The 21,364-nt window shown below is 74.1% G+C and carries 16 protein-coding genes; 10 read left to right on the top strand and 6 right to left on the bottom strand.

Annotated features, from left to right (window positions below):
- The first annotated feature begins 16 nt into the window (after positions 1–16).
- The 4 genes from ACZ6I1_RS12930 to ACZ6I1_RS12915 all read left to right on the top strand — a co-directional run bounded on the left by ACZ6I1_RS12930 (position 17) and on the right by ACZ6I1_RS12915 (position 2,714).
- Complete coding sequence (locus tag ACZ6I1_RS12930; RefSeq protein WP_469286391.1) at positions 17–844, top strand: MerR family transcriptional regulator; 828 nt, start codon at positions 17–19, stop codon at positions 842–844.
- 216 nt (positions 845–1,060) lie between these two features.
- Positions 1,061–1,618 (top strand): DUF6230 family protein, encoded by a 558-nt coding sequence (locus ACZ6I1_RS12925; protein WP_469286389.1) that lies wholly within the window; start codon positions 1,061–1,063, stop codon positions 1,616–1,618.
- Positions 1,609–2,067: a DUF6114 domain-containing protein gene (locus ACZ6I1_RS12920; protein ID WP_469286387.1), complete on the top strand. Its 459-nt coding sequence runs from the start codon at positions 1,609–1,611 to the stop codon at positions 2,065–2,067. The genes ACZ6I1_RS12925 and ACZ6I1_RS12920 overlap by 10 nt, the downstream gene beginning before the upstream one ends.
- A complete protein-coding gene (locus ACZ6I1_RS12915) occupies positions 2,064–2,714 on the top strand; it encodes a hypothetical protein (RefSeq protein WP_469286385.1) in 651 nt (216 codons plus the stop codon). Before ACZ6I1_RS12920 ends, ACZ6I1_RS12915 begins: the two co-directional genes overlap by 4 nt.
- Before the next feature lie 89 nt (positions 2,715–2,803).
- Here the strand turns inward: ACZ6I1_RS12915 and ACZ6I1_RS12910 are convergent, their stop codons facing one another.
- On the bottom strand, positions 2,804–5,563 hold the full coding sequence (locus ACZ6I1_RS12910; RefSeq protein WP_469286383.1) for a penicillin acylase family protein: 2,760 nt from the start codon (positions 5,561–5,563) through the stop codon (positions 2,804–2,806).
- Between the two features lie 152 nt (positions 5,564–5,715).
- Here ACZ6I1_RS12910 and ACZ6I1_RS12905 point away from each other — a divergent pair, with 152 nt between their 5' ends.
- The gene (locus ACZ6I1_RS12905) at positions 5,716–6,024 is read left to right on the top strand and encodes a DUF2087 domain-containing protein (protein WP_469286381.1); all 309 of its coding nucleotides are present in this window, start codon (positions 5,716–5,718) and stop codon (positions 6,022–6,024) included.
- On the opposite strand, the gene ACZ6I1_RS12900 is transcribed toward ACZ6I1_RS12905, so the two are convergent.
- A complete protein-coding gene (locus ACZ6I1_RS12900) occupies positions 5,997–6,764 on the bottom strand; it encodes a metallophosphoesterase (protein ID WP_469286379.1) in 768 nt (255 codons plus the stop codon). The two genes, ACZ6I1_RS12905 and ACZ6I1_RS12900, sit on opposite strands and share 28 nt — an antisense overlap.
- 148 nt (positions 6,765–6,912) lie before the next feature.
- On the opposite strand from ACZ6I1_RS12900, the gene ACZ6I1_RS12895 reads away from it, so the two are divergent.
- The 5 genes from ACZ6I1_RS12895 to ACZ6I1_RS12875 are packed head-to-tail and all read left to right on the top strand — an operon-like array spanning position 6,913 to position 17,219.
- Positions 6,913–10,533, top strand: coding sequence for a DUF4132 domain-containing protein (locus ACZ6I1_RS12895; RefSeq protein ID WP_469286377.1), 3,621 nt, complete (start codon positions 6,913–6,915; stop codon positions 10,531–10,533).
- Positions 10,530–11,642: an ATP-binding protein gene (locus ACZ6I1_RS12890; RefSeq protein WP_469286375.1), complete on the top strand. Its 1,113-nt coding sequence runs from the start codon at positions 10,530–10,532 to the stop codon at positions 11,640–11,642. The genes ACZ6I1_RS12895 and ACZ6I1_RS12890 overlap by 4 nt, the downstream gene beginning before the upstream one ends.
- 20 nt (positions 11,643–11,662) lie before the next feature.
- Positions 11,663–14,005, top strand: a complete 2,343-nt coding sequence (locus ACZ6I1_RS12885) for a DUF5682 family protein (protein WP_469286373.1) — start codon at positions 11,663–11,665, stop codon at positions 14,003–14,005.
- On the top strand, positions 14,002–15,168 hold the full coding sequence (locus ACZ6I1_RS12880) for a VWA domain-containing protein (RefSeq protein WP_469286371.1): 1,167 nt from the start codon (positions 14,002–14,004) through the stop codon (positions 15,166–15,168). Before ACZ6I1_RS12885 ends, ACZ6I1_RS12880 begins: the two co-directional genes overlap by 4 nt.
- The gene (locus tag ACZ6I1_RS12875; RefSeq protein WP_469286369.1) at positions 15,165–17,219 is read left to right on the top strand and encodes a hypothetical protein; all 2,055 of its coding nucleotides are present in this window, start codon (positions 15,165–15,167) and stop codon (positions 17,217–17,219) included. The genes ACZ6I1_RS12880 and ACZ6I1_RS12875 overlap by 4 nt, the downstream gene beginning before the upstream one ends.
- A gap of 80 nt (positions 17,220–17,299) precedes the next feature.
- Here the strand turns inward: ACZ6I1_RS12875 and ACZ6I1_RS12870 are convergent, their stop codons facing one another.
- From ACZ6I1_RS12870 to ACZ6I1_RS12855, 4 genes are all read right to left on the bottom strand, one after another.
- Positions 17,300–17,746, bottom strand: coding sequence for a tetratricopeptide repeat protein (locus tag ACZ6I1_RS12870; protein WP_469286367.1), 447 nt, complete (start codon positions 17,744–17,746; stop codon positions 17,300–17,302).
- Between the two features lie 136 nt (positions 17,747–17,882).
- Positions 17,883–19,313 (bottom strand): dihydrolipoyl dehydrogenase family protein, encoded by a 1,431-nt coding sequence (locus ACZ6I1_RS12865; RefSeq protein WP_469286365.1) that lies wholly within the window; start codon positions 19,311–19,313, stop codon positions 17,883–17,885.
- Between the two features lie 41 nt (positions 19,314–19,354).
- Entirely contained in the window at positions 19,355–19,747 is a 393-nt protein-coding gene (locus ACZ6I1_RS12860) for a thioredoxin family protein (protein WP_469286363.1), read from the bottom strand.
- 81 nt (positions 19,748–19,828) lie between these two features.
- Entirely contained in the window at positions 19,829–21,268 is a 1,440-nt protein-coding gene (locus tag ACZ6I1_RS12855; protein WP_469286361.1) for an aldehyde dehydrogenase family protein, read from the bottom strand.
- Positions 21,269–21,364 lie beyond the last annotated feature (96 nt).

The raw sequence follows: 21,364 nt of genomic DNA, 5'->3' as shown, positions 1-21,364 counted from the left end.
TCCTACACTCTGGCGCGTGAGCAGCCAGGTGCAGGACGGGACGGGCCAGTACGGGACGGGCGGGGGCGGGACGGGCCAGGACGGAACGGGCCAGGACGGAACGGGCGAGCACCGGACGGGCGGCGGGCGCTACCGGCGTGAGGACGTGGCGCGCGCGGCCGGCGTCAAGGTGCGCAACCTGCGCTACTACCAGGAGCGCGGGCTGCTGCCGCCGCCGCGTCGCGAGGGCCGGATCGCCTGGTACTCCGAGGAGCACCTGAGCCGGCTGCGGCTGATCAGCGATCTGCTGGGGCGCGGGTACACGGTCAACGGCATCGCCGAACTCCTGCAGGCGTGGGAGGGCGGCGGCGGCCTGTCCGGACTGCTGGGCCTGGAACGGGAGATGACCCGGGACTGGGTGCGGGAAGAGCCCGTGACGATGACCCGGGCCGAGCTGCGCACGCTGTTCGGGCCCACGGCCACCGCCGAGGACACCCGGCGGGCGGCCGAGCTGGGGTACGTCACGGTCGACGGGGACCTGGTCACCCACCCGAGCCCGCGCCTGCTGGACGCGACGCTCGCGCTGGTGCGCCAGGGCGTGCCGCTCGCGGAGATCCTGGACGCCGGGGAGTTCGTACAGGCGCAGGCGGCGGCGCTCGCGGACCGGTTCGTCGGACTGTTCCGGCGGCATGTGATCGGCCCGGAGGGCCTGGAGCGGCTTTCGGCCACCCAACTCCAGCACATCACGGATGCGGTGACGGCCCTGCGTCCGGTGGCCGGGGAGGTGGTGGCCGCGGAGTTCGCGCGGGCGATGGCGCGCCGGGTGGACGCGGAAGTCGCCGAACTGCTGCGTACGGAGCAGTAGGAGTTGGCCGAAAGGGTGCGCTCGCACAACCTTGCCAACCCCCATTGGCACTCTTACATTCAACTCGTCGGTAACAACGGTGTACAGCCGATCACAAGGGACGATCTCATGACGGGTTCCCCGCACTTATCCGACGCAGACTCCTCCGGAGGCTCTTCCCCAGGCTCCCCCGAGGACAGCGGTTCCGGCCGTGTCCGCTGGCGGCGGTTCGCCGTCTTGACCGTACCCGCCGTGGCCGTGACCGCCGGCCTCGGCATCGCCCTCGCGCAGGGCGCGCTCGCCGCCTCCTTCGCGGTGTCGGGGCAGCAGTTCAAGGTGTCGGCGAAGAGCCTCGAGGGCGAGGGCTTCGTCCAGTACGGCAGCGTCGACGTCAACGCCCGCGAAGAGCTGATCCCGGTGGCCGTCACCGCCATCCGGGAGGCGAAGCTGAACAGCCTGTGCCAGTCGGTGGTCACCACCCTTCCGGTGATCGGCGACATCTCGCTCAACCTGACGGCCGGCCAGAAGAAGCCCGTCGAGGCGAGCAACCTGTTCGTGGACGCGACCCAGCTCTCCGGCGACGCGGTCTTCAGCAACATCGAGATCGGGCGGGACGCCTCCACCCTCGACAAGGGCCCGGCCGATGCCCAGGGGATGCAGGACCTGTTCGCGCAGCAGGCCGACACGGTCAGCATCACCGACCTGCAGCAGACGGCGTGGGCGACCAACGCCGGCACGTTCAAGCTCTCGGGACTGAAGATGGACATATCCAAGGGCAAGAAGGAATGCTTCTGAGCCCTCGGCGGTGGCGGCGGTGGCGGCGCGGCAGACCGTTCTGGGGCGGACTGTTCACGATCCTGGCCGGAGCGTGGATCTGCGTCCTGCCCCTCGCACCACTGAAGATCATGCTCCAGCAGGGGGTGGCGGGGATCCCGTCCGTCCTGCTGGGCGTCGTGATGGTCGTGCTCGGCCTCACCGCCTGGTTCTCCCCCGCCCAGCGCGTTCTCGCGGGAATCCTCACCACCTTGATCGCCACCGCCGCCCTGGTCCTGTCGAACCTCGGCGGGTTCCTCATCGGCACTCTGCTCGGCATTCTCGGCGGCGGCCTGATGTTCGCCTGGCAGCCGTACGCCGCCACCCGCTCCACCGCTCCTGCGCCTGCCCCCGCGGCATCCCCCACCGCGTCCCCCGTCCCATCCCCCACGACACCCCCGCACCACGATCCCCAAGGAGCACAGCCATGAGCCGTTCGCGCACCGCGCTCGCCCTCGGCATGGCCGCCGCCGGAGCCCTGTCGCTGGCCTCGGTCACCGCCTCCGCCGCGCCGTTACCCGTGGCCGGGTCGACCACCGTCACCCCGGCCGGGCACGCCTTCAAGGCCACCCTCAGCGGGAAGGCCACCCTCAAAGCCGGTTCGGTGACGGTGACCTGCAACGTCTCCGTGGCCACCGGTACGGTGCCGGCCGCTCCCGGCAACCAGAACGCCGCCGGGCCCGTCTCATCCCCGATTTCGGCGCCGACGTACAGCTCCTGCACCGCCAGCATCCCGGGCGTGACCCCGACGGTCACCACCAGCGGTGCCTGGACGGTGTCGATGCAGCACGGCTCCCCGATCACCGCGACCATGACCGTGCCGGCCGGCGGCCTCGTGGTCAAGACGACCGGGCTCGCCTCCTGCACGGTCACCACGGCCCCCACGGCCGCGGCCGACGTCGGCGGCACCTGGGCCAACGGCGCCCCGCCGAGCCTGACCTTCACCAACGCGACCGTACCGGTCAAGGTCACCGGCGGGTTCGGCTGCCCGACGAGCGCGACCACCTCGACCTTCAACGCGGTCTACCTCGTCACCGACACGACCGACGCTGCGCAGCAGATCACCGTCGGCCCCTGACCCGCACCCGCGCGCGAGGCCCGCCGCCCCGGAGACCGTCCGGACGCGGCGGGCCTCTGCCGTGCCGGTACCTCGTGTCCGGCAGTGGCTCAGCGGTGCGCCGGGAACTCCGCCACCAGCTGGTACGTGGGCCGGTTCTGCCAGTTGACCTGCGGATGGGACAGTCCGCCGACCGGGCGCTGGACGATCGAGTCCGCGCACCACTGGTTGCCCGCCGCGCAGGTCCCGTCGGCCGGGTACACCTCCGCCGCGGTGGCCGCGGCCGCCTGCTTGAGGGTGGCGGTCATGGCCTCGCGGCACGCGGCGAGGGAGCCGCCGCCGCAGTGGACCCGGGACGGCGGATCGGCCACCGGCCGCCCGAGGACCATCCGCAGGTCCTCGTCCGCGTAGCTCCACCAGCCGTACTGGAAGGCCGATCCGGCATGCGAACCGGTGGGCCCGTGACCTGCGTTGGGTGCCTCGTCGACGGTCAGCGAGGCGCGCAGGGCGTCGTACAGCGGTGTGCCGAGGCTCGGTTCGAACTCGGCCTTGATCAGCCGCGGCCACCAGGCGTCCATGATCCTGATCGCGTCCGCGTGCGCGTACGTCCGCGAACCCCGGGCGGTCTCCTTGCGCTTGCCGCCGCTCGCCTGCCAGGCGGCCAACTTGTCGACGGCCGCGGCGACCGCCGGGTCGGCGACCGGTCCGCTGCGCAGCACGGCGAGGAGTTCGGGCAGCAGGTTCTCGGCGCGCAGGTCGGTGACGGCGGCCTCGGCCATCGCCTGCGTGAGCGTGGCGCGCGTGACCCCGCCGGCCGTGACGAGCTGCTTGACCCGGCGGTCGAGGAGATCGCCTCGGTGCACGGCGCCCATGCCGAAGCCGGCCGCGCCGTAGTCCTTCGCCTGCTTGTTGTTCCAACTGATGTAGTAGTCCTGGCCGATGGACTGCGGGTGCTCGGCGGGCGGGGTGTAGGCGGCGGTGTTCGCGGCCGGGTCGAAGCCCTGCCACTCGTACGACTGCCGGGCGTGCACGGGCAGGGCTGCGTCCACGCCCGGCGCGCGCACGGGGTTCAGCCCGCTGTTGTAGTACGCGGCTTCGCGCGAGTCGGCGTAGAACCAGTTGAAGGCGTAGCCGATGTGCTGGGCCGCCTGCTGGAAGGTGCGGGCGTCCGTGACGTACGACGGGTCGTTGAGCATCTGGAAGCCGATGATCGAGTCGGCTTCGTGCCGGTAGGTGGAGCGCAGCGCCGTGTAGGCGACGGGCTTCCCGGCCACCGTGGCGCGGTGGGTGACGATGCCGTAGTGCGTGCGCCAGACCTGCATCCGGTAGGAGCCGTCGGGGGTCGGGTCGGCGACCGACTTCTTCCAGGCGTTGGTGCGTTCCAGCTTCTCCATCGGGGTGCAGGTGCCCCGGTAGAGGTAGGAGGTGCTCGCCTTGGTCGGTGCGCCGCCGCCGGGCTCGCACAGTTCGACGGCGAAGGTGTCGGTGATGTCCTGGCCCGCGGAGGTGGCGCTCCAGGCGTAGTCCTGGCCGCGGCCCAGCTGCACGTACATGCTGACGCCCGCGAAGGAGGCGCCGCGGGCGCTGATGCCGGGGCCCTGGAGCTCCTGGAGCATGAGGAGCTGGGGCGCGAGGTAGCCGGTCTGCGGCCCGAAGACGGCGACGGGGTGGCCGCTCGCGGTGTGGGCGCCGGAGACGAGCAGGGCGTTGGACATGCTCTGCTTCAGGAGCTTCGGCGGACTCGCGGCCTCCTGGGCGGTCGCCGCGCCCGTACGGTCGTGGACGAGCTGTTCGGCGGCCACGGATCCGGCGTCCGGGAGGGCGGCGCCCTGCGGGTCCGCGGGCTTCTGGGCATACGGGAAGCTCGTGCCGTCGTGGACGGTGAGCACGGCCTCGGGGTCGTTGCGCTGGCGGAAGGACTCCCAGACCCTGGTGCCCTCCTCCGGGCCGTACCTCTGCTGGGCGGACAGCAGGGACAGCGCGGCCTGCACCTCGCCGCCGCCCCCGCCGCCGAAGAGGCCGCCGACGACGGAGGCCAGGGCGATCAGGTCGGTGATCTTGAAGGGCTGGATCTCGCCGGCGTTGGTGATCGAGTCGATGTGGCCGGTGAGGACGTACTCGCCGGGGAAGTAGCGGCCGTTCTTGGACTGGGTGCGGTAGAGGTTGATGCCGTCGACGTAGGCCTGCGCGTCCTCCATCGCGAGCCGGCCGCGCTCGCCCCCGGTGGTGCGTATCCGGTCCACCTGGGCCTGGAGGTCGGCCTCGGTGTACGGGGCCTGCGGCCAGAACTGCTGCTCCAGGCCCTGGTTGGCGAGGGCGCCGCCCGCGAAGGGCGTCAGGTCGCCGCGCCCCACGTGCCGGAAGAGGTCCATCTGCCAGAGCCGGTCCTGGGCTGCGGCGTATCCCGCGCCGAAGGAGGTGCCGTAGCGGGTGGTGCCCTTGATGTGGGGGACGCCGGTCTTCTTGTCGCGGGTGATGGTGACGTCGGGGCGCGGGCTGGTGGTGGATTCGACCTGGTCGGCCGGGACGCCGAAGGACGCCGTGTTGAAGAAGTCGTTGACCTTGGCGTCGGTCAGGCCCGGATAGCCGGCCACCAGCGAGTCGTAGCGCGCCAGTTGGTCGGAGGTGTGGGCGGGCAACGTCCCGAACGCCTGGTGCAGGAGGATCTGCGCGAGGGTGGCGTTGCCGCTCTGGCCGGGCGGCAGGATGTCCGAGCACTGGCTGCCGCAGTAGTCGGCGATCGGGAGCGGCACCGGGTCGGCTGCGCCGGCGGCGCCCGCGGCCGTGGCGGCCGGTGTCAGCAGGGTCGCGCCGAGGGCGATCAGCGCGGTGGCGACGGCAGTTCTCAGGCGAGCGGTGGGACGTCGCATACGTGCTCCTCCGTGGGGGGCAGGAAGCGGTCACGGGGAGGGTACTGATGGATCTACCGCTCAGTAAGGTGAATGCCCGTCACTTTTTCGATCGGGCGGGCGGATTGGAAATTGCGTTGCCGGGGCGGCGGGCGCCGGGGGAGGCTCCTGGCATGTCACAGAGCACCGCGCATCAAGAGCCGGCCGTCCGCACGCGCCGGGGCCGGGACGTATCCGACCTCTTCTCCGGCGGCCGCCTCCTGGCGGTCCCCCGCAAGGCGGCCCGGCGCGAGCAGTTGCTCGTCCACCTCGCGCAGACCCTCTTCGCGGCGGACCGGGAGTACACGGAGCCCGAGGTGAACGACGCCCTGCGCACGGTGCACGAGGACTGCTCGGCGCTGCGGCGCTACCTGGTCACCTCCGGCCACCTCACCCGTACCCGGGACGGCAGCAGCTACCGGCGGGCGGCGACCACCCGGTAGTGGGTCGTCAGGCGGCCGTCGTCACCCAGTACGTGGAAGGCGACGGCGGGGGGCTCGTCGAGGTGGACGTGCTCGGACGCCCCCGTCCGCGCCTCCCACGGCAGCCGGACCGTGGAGACCACGCCCGGCGCCACCAGCAGCGGCCGGCCCGCGAAGACGGTGGCCGCCGCGGTGTGGGCGTGCCCGCACAGGAAGGCCGTCAGGTGCGGGTGCCGGTCGACGAGTCCGGCGAGCCCCTCCTCGCCGAACTGGCGGATCTCGTCCACGTACGGGACGTGCAGCGGGACCGGCGGGTGGTGGAAGGCGACCAGCACCGGGGTCTCGCGGGGAGTACCGGCGAGGACCCCGTCCAGCCAGGCCAGCGTGGCCTCCCCCAGGAGGCCGTGGTCCTCGCCGGGCACGGACGAGTCGCACACCGCGAGCACGAACCCGTCCCCGCGCAGCACCTGGTCGACCGGTTCCGCCGATGCTCCGGCGCCCTCCCCCAGCAGCCCCTGCCGGAAGGCGGCCCGCTCGTCGTGGTTGCCGGGGCAGACGACGAGCGGGTGGCGCGAGCGCATCAGCTCGGCGGCCTGCCCGTACTCGTCGGCAGTGGCGTGGTCGGCTATGTCCCCGGTGACCAGCACGGCGTCCAGGTCGTACGGCAGGGTCTCGAGGTACTCCATGACGGCTCGGGTACGGTCGGCCGCCCGCGGACCGCAGTCGAGGTGGATGTCGCTGAGATGGGCGATCACGATCACGGGTGATGCCTCCTTGGTGTCCGGTCGCGTGGTCGGCCCCCATTCAACTCAACGGGCCCGCGCGCGTCCCACGCCGCCCCGGCGAAGCATTGTCAGAGGGGCCGTTTACTGTTCGGTCAACTGATCACGCGCGACAAGGGGAGGCAGCGTGCGGCGCTGGGAGTACGTCGACGGCGGCTCGGCCAAGTTCTGGGAAGCGGCGGCGGAGGGCACGTCGGTGACCGTCCGCTTCGGGCGCACCGGGACCGCCGGACAGACCCGGGTCAAGGAGTTCGGCTCCGCCGCTGACGCCCAGTCGCACCTGGTCAAGGCCATAGCCGAGAAGGAGCGCAAGGGCTACGCGGAGACCGGGGCGGCCGCCGGAGCAGCCACTCCCGCAGAGCCAGGCACCGCGGAGCCGGTCATCGCCGTCGCCCCTGCCGCGCCGGCCGTACCCGCGGACGAGGACACCTTCGTCCTGCCCGCGGCGTGGAAGCGGAATCTGCATCCGCGGCGGGGCGGGGTGAGCGGGACCGTGCCCGACGTCGACGCGAGCGCGCCGCAGACGGTGCGTGAGTGGCTCGAACGGGACGCGCAGAGCGTCGAGCGGGCACTCCGCTCCCCGCAGAGCGACCCCGAACTCGTGGAGGCCGCCCGGGCCCACCGGTCCGGCAGTCGGAACCCGCTGGGCGCCGCGGTGCTCGCCACGCTCCTGAGGCAGCACACCCTCGACTTCACCGTCCTCGCGGATGCGTGGGCGGCCGAGTTCGGGCTGCCGTTCGCCGCCCGCGCGGCGGCCGAGCTGCCTGAGATCCGGCCCGTGTGGGCGGCGCGGAAGGGCAAGCACGTCATCGACGGGGTGATCACGCAGCCGGACGACGACGGCCCCGACGGCAGCTGGGGCAGGCTGGCTTCCCGGCCGGCCCTCGAGCGCGTCCGGGCCCTGCTGTCCATGGCGGACGAAGAGACGTACCAGGCCGCCGTCGCCGGCCTCGCGCGCGCCCGCCGCACCACCCGCCAGCACGTGGCGGCGTGCTTCATCGCCCCCTCGGAGCAGGAGTGGGTGGACGAGTGCTGTGCCGATCCGGCAACGCGCACGCACACGGACCGGGCCGTGCGGGAGCTGCTGCTGTGCTCCCTCGGATCGCCCGAGCAGGTGGCCCTGTTCGGCGGCCGCGTGGAGCTCGGCTGGCGGGGCTGGAGCGCGGAGGTCATCGCGACCCTCGCGGAGGGCGTCGGGCCGGCGATGGCACCCCTGCTGGCAGCCGAACTCAACGGGAAGTACACCGACACGGACGGCATCAAGTCCATGGCGGGGGCACTCGCCGAGCTGCCCTCCGACGAGGCCTTCGGCTTCCTCGTGGACCGCCTCGACAACAAGCACGTCCGGGTGTCCGCCGCCGCCGCGGCCCGCCGGTATCCGGCGCGGGCCGTGCGCATCCTCGCGCAGGCCTCGCTCGGCACCGGGCCTTCGGCGGCGATGGCCCGTCAGCTGCTGGGCGCGCACGTCGCCGCCCACCGGGAGCTCGCGCTCACCCTGTTGCCGGCCCTCCCCGAGGAACTCGCCGCGCTCGTGGCTCCCCTCGCGCACCGGGCGCAGCGCGTGGAGGAGGCCCCGGCGGAGGCGCTGCCGCCGCTGCTGACCAGCCCGCCGTGGACCCTCAAGCGGACGGTGGTCAAACCGCGCGTGGTCACCGGCCTGGTGCCTCCGGAAGGAGCCCGGATCAACTGGCGGACCGGCGAGCAGGAGGCGTGGGCCTCCACCGAATCCTGGGTCACCGGCTGGGAGCCGCACTACCCGTGGGAGACGTACGCCAAGAACCTGCGCCAAGGTCTGCGGCGCAGGATGTGGGACGCGCTGGCGGTGTTGGTCAAGGGTCCCGCCGACCTGGTGCGTCCGCTGCTCACCGGCTGGGAGGGCACCGAGTACACCTATGAGGGGCTGAACTCCTTCAAGCCGCTCGTCGCCCGCCACGAACTGGCCGCCCTGCCGGTGGCCGTGAGCATGGCGACCCGCAACCCGACGGTCATGGCACCCCTCCTCCTCCCCTTCCTCGATGCGGGCGTGGCCCGGCTGATGGCCGAGTGGCTGGTACGGCTCAAAGTGGCGGGTGAGACGGCGCGTTCCTGGTTCGTGCGGCATGGCGCCGACGCGGCCCGGCTGCTCGTCCCCGACGCGCTCGGCGCTCCCGGGGCGGCGCGGACGGCCGCCGAGCGGGCCCTCTCGGTGATCGTGGCGGCGCACGGCGCGGACCTGGTGCGCCCGGTGGTCGCGGAGTACGGACCGGAGGCCGCCGAGGCCCTGGAGCAGCTGCTGACCGCCGATCCGCTGGCGGCCGCGCTGCCCGCTCGCATGCCCAAGGTGGCCGACTGGGCCGATCCGCGGGCGCTGCCGCAGATCCTGCTGAAGTCCGGCGGGGCCCTGCCCGCCCCGGCGACCGGCCACGTGCTGACGATGTTGGCGGTGTCCACGCCGACTGCGCGGTTCCCGGGGCTGGACCAGGTGGGCGAGCTGTGCACGCGGGAGTCGCTGACCGCCTTCGTGTGGGGCCTGTTCACGGAGTGGCAGCTCGCCGGGATGCCGGCGAAGGAGGCGTGGGCGCTGACCGCGCTCGGCTGGTTCGGCGACGACTCGACCGTACGCGACCTCACGCCGGTGATCCGCGCGTGGCCCGGCGAGGGCGCCCACCACCGGGCCGTCGACGGCCTCGACGTCCTGGCGGCGATCGGCACCGATGTCGCCCTGCTGCACCTGCACGGGATCGCGCAGCGGGTGAAGTTCAAGGCGCTGAAGCTGCGCGCGCAGGAGAAGATCTCCGAGGTCGCGGCCGGGCTGGGGCTCACCGGTGAGCAGCTGTCGGACCGTCTGGTGCCGGACCTCGGTCTCGGCGCGGACGGCAGCACGGTCATCGACTACGGCACGCGCCGCTTCACCGTCGGCTTCGACGAGCAGCTCAAGCCGTACGTGCTCGATGAGGACGGCCGGCGCCTGAAGGACCTGCCGAAGCCCGGTACCCGCGACGACACGGAGCTCGCCACCGCCGAGCGCAAGCGGTTCATGGCGCTGAAGAAGGACGTCCGGACGATCGCCTCGGACCAGGTACGGCGGCTGGAGGCCGCGATGGTCGACGGGCGCTCGTGGACGGGCGCCGAGTTCCGCCGGCTGTTCGTGGAGCACCCGCTGGTGTGGCACCTGGTGCGGCGTCTGGTCTGGCGGGCCGAATCTCAGGGCGAGGTGACCGCGTTCCGGGTGGCCGAGGACCGCACGTACGCCGATGTCGAGGACGAGACGGTGAAGTTCGGGGACGACGCGAGCATCACCGTGGCGCACCCGCTGCACTTGGACGGCGCCCTGGAGACCTGGTCCGGGCTGTTCGCGGACTACGAGATCGTGCAGCCGTTCCCGCAGCTGGGCCGGCCGGTGCTGGCGGTGACGGAGGAGGAGGCCGCCGGTGCGCGCCTGACCCGTTTCGAGGGCTTCACGGTGCCCGTCGGCAGGCTGCTCGCGCTGCAGAAGCGCGGCTGGGAGCGCGGCGAGCCGCAGGACGCGGGGGTGGAGCGGTGGTTCTCCCGCCGGCTGGGCCCCGAGCGCCATCTGGTGATCCAGCTCGACGAGGGCATCGCGGTCGGGATGATCGGCGAGTTCCCCGACCAGAAGCTGGAGACGATCTGGCTCGACACCCGTCCCGGCGACCACTGGAGCTCCCGCAGCTATCCGCTGAAGTTCGGCGACCTGTCCCCGGTCATCGTCTCCGAGGTGCTGGTCGACCTGACGGAGCTGACGTCATGACGGCCGCCACCCCTGCCCCGGCCGCGGATCAGCTGCAGCGGCCGCCCGCCGAAGTCCGCTACGCCGGGGAACTCGCCGCCCTGCGCGCCGCCGACACCGATCACCGGCCGCCGGGCTGGCAGTTGAGCCTGCGGGCCGCCCGCCGCTTCATCGTCGGAGACCGGGAGGCGGGCATCGGCCGCAAGTTCGTCGGGGACACGGCCCTGGTCGAGCGGGCCCTGGTGGCGCTGGCGACGAACCGGGGCCTGATGCTGGTGGGCGAGCCCGGCACGGCGAAGTCGCTGCTGTCGGAGCTGATCGCGGCGGCCGTCAGCGGGGACTCCACGCTCGTCGTCCAAGGCGGCGCGGCAACGACCGAGGACCAGATCAAGTACTCCTGGAACTACGCCCTGCTCGTCTCCGAGGGCCCGTCGCAGCGCTCGCTGGTACCGGCTCCCATGCTGAGCGGGATGCGGGAGGGGCGGCTCGTACGGTTCGAGGAGATCACCCGCTGCCCGCTGGAGGTCCAGGACTCGCTCCTGTCGCTGCTCTCCGAACGGGTCGTCGCGGTACCGGAGCTGGCGGGCCCGGACGCCATGGTGTTCGCCCGCCAGGGCTTCAACGTGATCGCGACGGCGAACACCCGCGACCGCGGGGTCAACGAGATGAGCGCCGCGCTCAAGCGGCGGTTCAACTACGAGACGGTGTTCCCCATCTCCGACCTGGACACCGAGATCGCCCTGGTCGAGACGGAGGCGAAGGCCCTGCTCCAGCGCTCGGGCGTGACCGCGGCGCCGGACCCGGACGTCCTGGAGGTGCTCGTCACCACCTTCCGGGAGCTGCGCTCCGGAGTCGGCCGCGACGGGGCGGGCACGGACCGGCTGTCCTCCGTGATGAGCACCGCCGAAGCCGTGTCGGTGGCCCACGCGGTGGGCGTACGGGGGTGGTTCCTGCGCGGCGAGCCGGGCAACGCGGCGGACCTGGTCACCTGCCTGGCGGGTACGGCGGCCAAGGACAGTCCGGAGGACCTGGCCCGGCTGCGCCGCTACCTCGAACAGCGGGCGGCCAAGCGCGGCGGGGCGCAGTGGAAGGCCCTGCACGCGTCACGCCACCTGCTGGCGGGCCGATGAATGCATGAGCAGGTGAGCCGATGACCGCAACCTTCCTGGGCGTACGCCACCACTCCCCCGCGTGTGCCCGCCTGGTCGCCCGCACGATCGGGGAGCTCCGGCCCGCCCACGTACTGGTCGAGGGTCCGGCCGATCTCAACGGCCGCCTGGACGAGCTGCTGCTGGGCCATGAGCTGCCCGTCGCCGTGTTCAGCCACTACCGGGACCCGGAGCGCACCGCCACGTCCTGGGCGCCGCTGTGCGACTACTCGCCCGAGTGGGTGGCGCTGACGGCGGGCCGGGCGGCGGGGGCGGAGGTGCGTTTCATCGACCTGCCGGCCTGGCACCCGGCGTTCGCCGGACGCACCAACCGGTACGCGGACGCCGAGGCCCGCTACGCCGAGGCGACCGACCGGCTATGCCGGCGCTTCCACGTCGATTCCGTCGACGCCCTCTGGGACCGGATGTTCGAATCGGAGCCGGAGCCCGCGTCCGGTGCCGGTGGCGGGGACGACTCGGGGGACGGCGGGCTCGGCGCCCGGCTGGAGGCGTACTTCGACGTCGTACGCGGCGACGCGGACGCGGATGACGGCGACCAGGCACGGGAGCGGTACATGGCCGCCTGGGTACGGGCCGCCGTGGCCGACGCCGGGGAGCGCCCGGTCCTCGTGGTCACGGGCGGCTTCCACCGGCCCGCGCTGGTCGCGCTGGCCGGTTCACCAGCGGCCGGCGACCCCGGCGGCGGCTGGCCGGAGGTACCGGAGCCGCCCGACGGGGCCGTCGGCGGGAGCTTCCTGGTCCCGTACTCCTTCCGGCAGCTCGACGCCTTCGCCGGGTACCAGTCCGGGATGCCCTCGCCCGCGTACTACCAGCGGCTGTGGGAGGCGGGCCCCGTCGCCGCCGGCGAAGGCCTGGTACGGGCGGTCGCCGGGCGGCTGCGCGACCGCGGCCATCCGGTCTCGACGGCCGGGCTGATCGCCGCGCGCGGCACCGCGCTGGGCCTGGCCGCGCTGCGCGGGCACCGGGCGCCGACCCGCCTTGACCTGCTGGACGGACTGGCCGGGGCGCTGATCACCGAGGCGCTCGACGAGCCGCTGCCGTGGACCCGGCGCGGCCCGCTGCGCCCCGGAGCCCACCCGGTCGTCGTGGAGATGGTCGCCGCCTGCAGCGGTGACCGCGTCGGGCGGCTGCATCCCGATACGCCGTTGCCTCCGCTCGTGCACGACGTCGAGGCCCGGCTGGCCGCGCTGGACCTGGGTCCGGACCACGGCCGTCCCGTCACGCTGCGCCTGACCGACCCGGCTGACCTGACCCGCAGTCAGGTCCTGCACCGGCTGCGGGTCCTGGACATACCGGGCTTCACCCGGGTGAGCGGCCCCTCCCACGGCACCGACCCGGTGTTCACCGAGACCTGGGAGCCCCGTACGGCGTCGGGCCGTGAGGCCGCGCTGATCGAGGCGGGCGGTTTTGGCGCGACCCTCGACGCGGCCTCGGCCGTCGCCCTCGACGACCGGATGCGCGCCGCGGGCCCGGAGCCCGACGCCCTGGCGGGGGTCCTGTTCGACGCCGTGGTGTGCGGCGCGACGCGGCTGTCCGCCCGCCTGGTCGCGGAGTTGGGGGCCGGGCTCGGGCGGGCGACCGCGCTCGGAGCGCTGGGCGGGGCACTGCACACGGCCCTCGGGCTGTGGCGGCACGACCGGGTGTACGGCGTGGCCCGCGACCCGCTGCTCGGCGCCGCCGTCGACACCGCCGTCGGCCGCGTCCTGTGGCTGGCCGAGGGCGTTCAGGGGGCGGGCGCGGGCCCCGACCAGGGCAGGCTGCGCGCGCTGTCCGCCGTACGGGATGCGGTCCTGCACGCCGAGGAGCTGCTGTCGGTGTCGCGGGAGGCGGTGGCCGGGGTCTGCCGCCGGATCGGCACGGATCCGGCGGTCCCGGCCGACCTGCGGGGTGCGGCCTTCGGTCTGCGCCGCGTGCTGGGGGACACCGGCACCGGCGGTCTCGACGCGGCCGCCGCGACCCGCGCGGCGGCCGCGCCCGGGATGCTCGGGGACTGGCTGGCGGGCCTGTTCGCCCTCGCCCGTACCGAGCTGACGTCGGGCGGCGGACCGGAACCGCTGGTCGGCGTGCTCGACGAGCTGGTCCGTGACATGTCCGAGGAGGATTTCCTGGCGGGTCTGCCCGCGCTGCGGCAGGCCTTCGCGTACTTCCCGCCCCGCGAGCGCGAGCGGATCGCCGCCCAACTGATCGAACGGCGCGGGCTGCGCGGCTCGGCACGGTCGCTGCTGCGCGTCACCGCCGACCCGCTGCTGATCGCGCGGGCCCGGAGCCTGGAGAACCAAGTGGAACGCACCCTTGACCGCTACGGCCTGCGAGCCGCCCCGTGACCGCCCCCGGCCCCCGTCCGGCCGGCGCCGGCGCCCCCGATCCCGGCCTGGAGCGGTGGCGGCTCATCCTGGGCGCCCCCGCCGAACGCTGCACGGGCCCGCTCGGCGCCGAGGCCGCCGCCCGCGACGCCGCACTGGACTGGCTCTACGGCCGCGACCCGGAACAGGCCCGGCGAGGTGTCCGTCCCGGCGTGAACGCACGTCAGGGCGGGGACGGCCCCTCGGCGGTCACCGCGGTCGACTGGCTCGACGACATCCACCGGCTCTTCCCCAAGGAGACGATCGAACGGCTGGAGCGGGACGCCGTCGAGCTCTACGAGATCCACGAGATCGTCACCGACCCGGCCGTGCTGGAGCGCGTGGAGCCCAACGCGACCCTGCTGCGCGCCGTGCTGCGCACCAAGCACTTGATGAACCCGGAGGTGCTGCGCCTGGCCCGGCGGATCGTGGAGACGGTGGTGCGCCGGCTCCTGGAGCGGTTGACGCCGGAGATCCGGCGCTCGTTCACCGGTACGCGCTCGCGGCGCCCCAGCCTGCTGCCCTCGGCCCGCGACTTCGACTTCCGCGGTACCGTCCGCGCCAACCTGGCCCACTACCAGCCCGCCGAGCGGCGCATCCTGATCGAGCGGCCGCGCTTCCACTCGCGGACCCGGCCCCACCTGGAGCAGTGGCAGCTGATCCTGCTGGTGGACCAGTCCGGTTCCATGGTCGACTCGGTCATCCACTCCGCGGTCACGGCCGCGAGCCTGTGGGGGCTGCCGGGCCTGAAGACCCACCTGGTCGCCTTCGACACCAGCGTGGTGGACCTGACGAGCGATGTCACCGACCCGGTCGAGCTGCTCATGCGCGTCCAGCTCGGCGGCGGCACCGACATCGCGAAGGCCGTCGACTACGGCACCCGGCTGATCGACAACCCGCGGCGCGCCATCGTCGCGCTGATCACCGACTTCTACGAGGGCGGCGACCCGTACCGGCTGGTGCGCGCCGTACGCGAGCTGGCCGGACAGGGCACGACCGTACTGGGCCTCGCCGCCCTCGACGAGGAGGCGAACCCGGCGTACGACCGGGAGATCGCGCAGCGGCTCGCGGACGCCGGTGCGCACGTCGGCGCGATGACGCCCGGTCAGCTCGCCGAGTTCGTCGCCGAAAGGCTGGGCCGATGACGGCGGGCTCCGGGACGGCACGCACCGGGACGGCACGCACCGACCTGCTGGCCCTCGACCTCGCCACCTTGGCCTCGCTCGCCAACCGCGGCCTGGTCAAACGTGCCGTGAAGGAGCTGGAGGCGGGCGCCGGGGCGGTGGTGTCCGCGGACGCGGACGATACGCTCCGCGGCGGGTTCCCGGACGGCACCGAGGTGTCGCTGCCGCCGGGTGCGGGCCTCGACCGGGGCGCGTGCACCTGTGGGGCACCGGGGATCTGCCGGCACCTGATCGGCCTGGTCCTCGCCTGTCAGCGGGCGGCCGCCGAGACCGGGGCCGCTACCGGGGCCGGCGCCGATGTGGCAGGGGAGCCGTGGTCCCCCGGCAGCCTCGACGACGACGCGCTGAGCGCCGCGGTCGGGGCGCGGGCCGTGGCAGCCGCCCGGCGGACCTTCACCCGCGGCTACACCGCCCGGCTGCACCACGCCACGGCCGAGGAGCCCGCCGCCCGGGCCGAGCTGCCCACCTGTACGGTGCGGTTCCCGGTACCGGCACCGGACGGCATCGGGCACGCGGTCACCGACGCCACCGCCGACCGGCGCGGGGAGGTCATCGCGCTCGCCGTCTGGGCTTTCCGTGCCGCCACCGAGGCCGATCCGGCGGATCCGCCCGTCCAGGTGGACGTGGGCGGGAGTGGCGGCCGGGCGCGGGCCGCCGGGTCGCCGGAGCTGAGCACGGCGGCCGCCCTCCTCGAGGACCTGCTGCTGGACGGCGCGGCCCACGCCGGCCCGGTCCTGGCGACGGCCCTGCGCCGGGTGCGGGACGAGCTGACGGCCCGGGCCCTGCACTGGCCCGCCGGAACGCTGACCGACGTGATCGAGCAGCTCGACGACCACGCCGCCCGCGGCGTCCGCTACCGGGCCGAGCGGCTCGCCGCCCTGGTCACCGAGTTCCACGCCCGCCACCGCGCGGCCACGCACACCGCGCACACCGCGCACACCACGCAGCTCGCCGCGTCCCAGATCCTGGGGTCGGCGGAGCGCGGCGACACCGCTCTGCGCCGGGTGCGCCTCACGGCGCTCGGCTGCCGGATCAGCGGTACCCCGGCCGACCGGACCGCCGAGGTGTTCCTCGCCGACGGCAACGCCGGGACCGGCCTGGTGCTGCGCCGACGGTGGGACCTCGCGCCGGGCCAGGAGCCGACCGGGCCCGATCTGGCGACCCGGCGGGTGGCCGGGGCCCCGCTGGGCGCGGTGGCCCGCGCCAACCTGGTGAGCGAGAGTGCCTCCCGTACGCCCGGCCTGTCGGTCACCATCGGCGGCAGCCGGGTGGCGTCGACGAGCGTGACACCGGTCGGCTCGGCATGGTCGGAGCTGCCGGAGCCGCTGCTGCTCAGGGACTTCGGCGCCCACGCCCGCGCCCTGGACCGGCTGCCGCCGTACCTGGTCCGGCCCCGGACCGAGGCCGACTCCGTCCGCGTGGTCGAGGTGCACGAGGTCGGGGAGCTGGGCTACGACCCGGCCGAGCAGCGTCTCGAGGCGACCGTGCGCGACGCGCACGGGGCTTGCGCCACGCTCTCGGCGACGCACAACCCGTACAGCCCCGGCGCGCTGGACGTGCTCGCCTCGTGCCTGGACGGCAGCCGGGGCGAGGTCCGCTGCCTGAGCGCTTTCGTCCGCGTGACGGGCGGCGGGCTCGTCTTCGACCCGATCGCGGTCATGACGGCCGAGGGCGTGACCGTACCGGACCTGAGCCCCGCCACCGGCTCCCGCCTCGTACCGAACCTGCTGCCGCGTCCGCGCGACCCTCTCACCGAGGCCCTGGAGGGCGCGCTGGCGGCGATGGCCGCGCCGGCCGACCGCGGCCTGCGCGAACTCGGCGAGGGCGCCCGCGCCCAGCTCGAGGCCGCCGCGACGGGTCTGTCCCGCGCGGGGCTGTCGGCCTCCGCCGGGCTGGTCCGGGCCTTCCTCACGACCCTGCACGAGGAGGGCCCGCCCGCGGCGGCACGCCCCTGGGTGGACGCGCAGATCCACCTGCTGTCCGCCCTGGAACTCCATGCCCGCACCACCTGAGCCCGCGCGTGGAACGCCGGCTCGCACGCCCGCACCACGAAGTCGGCGCCCTCGGCGTGACGTTGCGAGCCGAGAGCCGTCTACGCGGGGCCGTCGCCGGCCCCGGGTGCGGTGTGATCCAGCTCGGCGGCCAGTTCCTCGGCCTCGGGGTCGTTGAGCAGCGACAGGCGGTCCGGGCAGTCACCGATCTCCTCGCACACCGCGAGGGCGCCGGTGAGGGTCTCGATCGCCTGCACCGGCTCCCCCTGTGCGAGCTGGACGACTCCCCACGCCCGCAAGGCGCTTGCCCGGCCCCGCCGGTCGCCCAGGCCGGTGGCGATGTCCAGGGCTTCGCGCGCGGAACGGGCCGCTTCCGGCAACTCGCCCATGCGGGACCGTACGAACGCCAGATGGTGCAGGGCATGCGCCTGCGCACGCCGGTCGCCCAGCAGCCGGGCGGTCTCCAGCGCGTCGTTGTGGGCTTCGACGGCCGCGGTGTTGGCGCCGGTACAGCGGTGCACCGCCCCCAGGTGGTTGAGGCTGTACACCTGCCCCCGCCGGTCACGCAGCTCCCGGGCCGTTTCCAGGGCGGCAGCGTGGCCCGCCTCTTGCGCCTGGAGCTCCCCTCGCGGCCGCGAACGCGCCCGGCAGCTGACGTGCGGTGGTGTCCGGCGGTGCCGGCGGTTATCCGCGGTGCGTCTCCAGCAGCCTGAGCCAGATTTCGCTGATCGTCGGGAAGGCCGGGACCGCGTGCCAGAGGCGTTCGATCGGGACCTCGCCCGCCACGGCGATGGTGGCCGCGTGCAGCAGTTCGGCGGCGCCCGGGCCGACGAAGGTGGCTCCGAGGAGGATCCCGCGGTCCAGGTCGACGACCATCCGGGCGCGGCCGCGGTAGCCGTCGGCGTAGAGTCCGGCGCCCGAGACCTTGGAGAGGTCGTGGTCGACGGCGCGGACCCGGTGGCCCGCCCGTTCGGCCTCGGCGAGGCTGAGGCCGACCGCGGCGGCTTCCGGGTCGCTGAAGACCACCTGCGGGACGGCCCGGGTGTCGGCGGTCGCCGCGTGCGCACCCCAGGGGCCGGTGGCGAGCGGGGCGCCGCCTTCCGCGCGGGCGGCGATCGCGGCTCCCGCGATACGGGCCTGGTATTTGCCCTGGTGGGTCAGGAGCGCGCGGTGGTTGACGTCGCCGACGGCGTACAGCCAGTCGTGCCCGGGCACCCGGCAGCTGTCGTCGACCCCGATCCACTGCCTCGCGGGCAGCCCGACCGTGTCCAGCCCGATGTCCTCGGTCCGCGGCGCGCGTCCGGTCGCCACCAGCAGTTCGTCGCCCTCGACGAGCTCGCCGCCCTCCAGCACCACCGTGACGGGGCCGGTGGTGCCGTCCCGTACGACGGCCTCGGCGCTCACACCCGTACGGACCACCGCGCCCGCCTCGCGCAGCGCCTCGGCGACCAGCCCGCCGGCGAAGGGCTCCATCCGCGGCAGCAGTCCCGAACCGCGTACGAGTACGGTGACCTGCGATCCGAGGCCCTGCCATGCCGTGGCCATCTCCGCGGCCACCACCGAGCCGCCCACGATCAGCAGCCGCCCCGGCACCTCCCGGGCCGACGTCGCCTCGCGGCTGGTCCACGGGCCGGCCGCGGCCATCCCGGGGACGTCGGGGATCACGGCCCGGCTCCCGGTGGCGACCACCACCGCGTGGCGGGCGGACAGTACGTGGTGCTCGCCCTCGGGGCTGGTGACGGCGACCTTGCGGACCCCGTACAGACGGCCGTGGCCCCGGTAGACATGGGCGCCGATCGAGTCTAGCCAGTCGATCTGGCCCTCGTCCTTCCAGTTCCCGGTCCAGTAGTCGCGGTGCGCGAACACCGCCGCCGTGTCGAGCGGCCCCCCGGCGGCGCCCGCCAGGCCCGGCACCCGGCGGGCATCGGCCCGCGCCAGCACCGGGCGCAGCAGCGCCTTGCTCGGGATGCACGCCCAGTACGAGCACTCCCCGCCCACGAGCTCGCTCTCGACCAGGGCGGTACTCAGCCCGGCGGCGCGGGTCCGGTCGGCGACGTTCTCGCCTGCCGGCCCCCCGCCGAGCACCACTACGTCGTACTCCACGGCTCCAGTCATACGGGTCAGTGTCGCCGCCCGCCGGGGGCGGCGTCACGCAATCAGGCCTCCGGCGTGCCGGTGTCCTGGCCGCCCTGCTGCTCCGCGGCGATCTTGGCGCGCACCTCGTCCATGTCGAGGGCGCGCGCCTGCGCGATGAGGTCCGTCAGGGCCGCCTCGGGCAGGGCGCCGGGCTGGGCGAAGATCGCCACCTGGTCCCGGACGATCATCAGGGTCGGGATCGAGGTGATCTGGAAGGCTCCGGCCAGCTCCTGCTGCGCCTCGGTGTCCACCTTGGCGAAGACCAGGTCGGGGTGGGCCTGCGAGGCCTTCTCGAAGACCGGGGCGAACTGCAGGCACGGCCGGCACCAGCCCGCCCAGAAGTCGATCAGCACGAACGGGTTCTCGCTGACCGTCTGGTCGAAGTTTTCCTTGGTGAGCTCGACTGTAGCCACGGTGTCCTGCCTCCTGATTGGGCGTTCTGCTCCTTGAACCAACGACGTGTGCGCATCATTCCGCCCGCGACCGGACGGTTCCTAGAACGGATGCCCTGCGGGGGTGGAGCGGGTCGTGGTCCAGCGCAGCTCGGTGAAGGCGTCCAGGTTGGCCTCGCCGCCGAACCGGGCGCCAGTGCCGGAGGCGCCCACTCCGCCGAACGGGGCAACGGCCTCGTCGTTGACGGTCTGGTCGTTGACGTGCGCGATCCCGGTCGGGATCCGCTCGGCCAGGTCCAGCCCGCGCGCCGCGTCCCGGGTGACGATCCCGAGGGAGAGCCCGTACGGGCCGGCCGAGGCCAGCTCCACCGCCTCCTCCTCCGTGACGAAGGACCGAACGGGCGCGACGGGCCCGAAGACCTCCTCGGCGTAGGCGGGGGTGTCGTCGCACACCCCGGCCAGCACGGTCGGCCGGTAGAACAGGTCGCGGTGGGTGCCGCCCGCGACGAGCTTGGCGCCCTGTCCGGTGCTGGCCTCGACCAGGGCGTGTACGCGCTCCACCTGGGCCCGGTCGATCAGCGGGCCCAGATGGACCTGCTCGCGGTACGGGTCCCCCACCGCCAGGGCCTCCGCGCGTACGGCGAGCCGCTCCACGTACTCGTCGTAGAGCGAGGCGTGCACGAGGTGGCGGCCGGCGGTCATGCAGATCTGGCCCTGGTGGAAGAAGGAACCCCAGGAGGCCTGGGCCACGGCGGCCTCCACGTCCGCGTCGCGGAGTACGACGAGGGCCGAGTTGCCGCCCAACTCCAGGTGGACGCGCGTGAGGTGACGGCCCGCCAGTTCGGCGACGGACCGGCCGGCGGCGGTGGATCCGGTGAACGACACCACCCGGACCCGCGGATCGGCGACGACCGCGGCCCCCGTCTCGGCGCCGCCCGGCAGGACGTGCAGCAGGCCGCCCGGCAGTCCCGCGGCGGCGAAGACGGCGGCGAGCGCGAGACCTCCGCAGACGGCGGTGCGCCGGTCCGGCTTGAGCAGCACCGCGTTGCCGAGGGCCAGCGCGGGCGCCACCGAGCGGATCGACAGGATCAGCGGGGCGTTGAACGGGGCCACGACCCCGACCACCCCGGCCGGCACCCGCCGGGTGAACGAGAGCCGGGGCGCCTCGCTCGGCAGCACCTGCCCGGTCGGGCGGGAGGCCAGCGCGGCGGCCTCGTAGCACTCCTGCGCGGCGACGTGCAGCTCGAAGTCGGCCTTGCCCGGTATCGAGCCGGACTCCCGCACCAGCCATTCCCGCAGCTCGTCGGCGTGCGCGGTGAACAGGTCCCCGGCGCGGCGCAGCACGGCCGCCCGCTCCGGGTGGGTGGCGCGCGCCCACTCGCGCTGCGCGGCCTGCGCCCGTACGGCCGCCTCCGCGACATCAGCGGGCGCGGCCAGGTCGACGGTGGCGAGGGTGCGGCCGGTGGCGGGTTCGACGACCGGGGCGGCGCCGCCGGTGAGGGTGGGTCCGTCCTGCCAGAGCGTCGGATCGAGGATCGGCATGGCGCGGGGCCTCCGGGTGGGATGGGCGAGTGCCGGGCGTGCGGGGGGCGTGCGGGGGGCGGCAGCACGCGCCATCGTGCCAGACCGGAGGCTCCA

The organism is Streptomyces sp. NPDC046303 (genome assembly GCF_055588085.1).
This window is presented reverse-complemented; position numbering and strand designations above follow the sequence as displayed.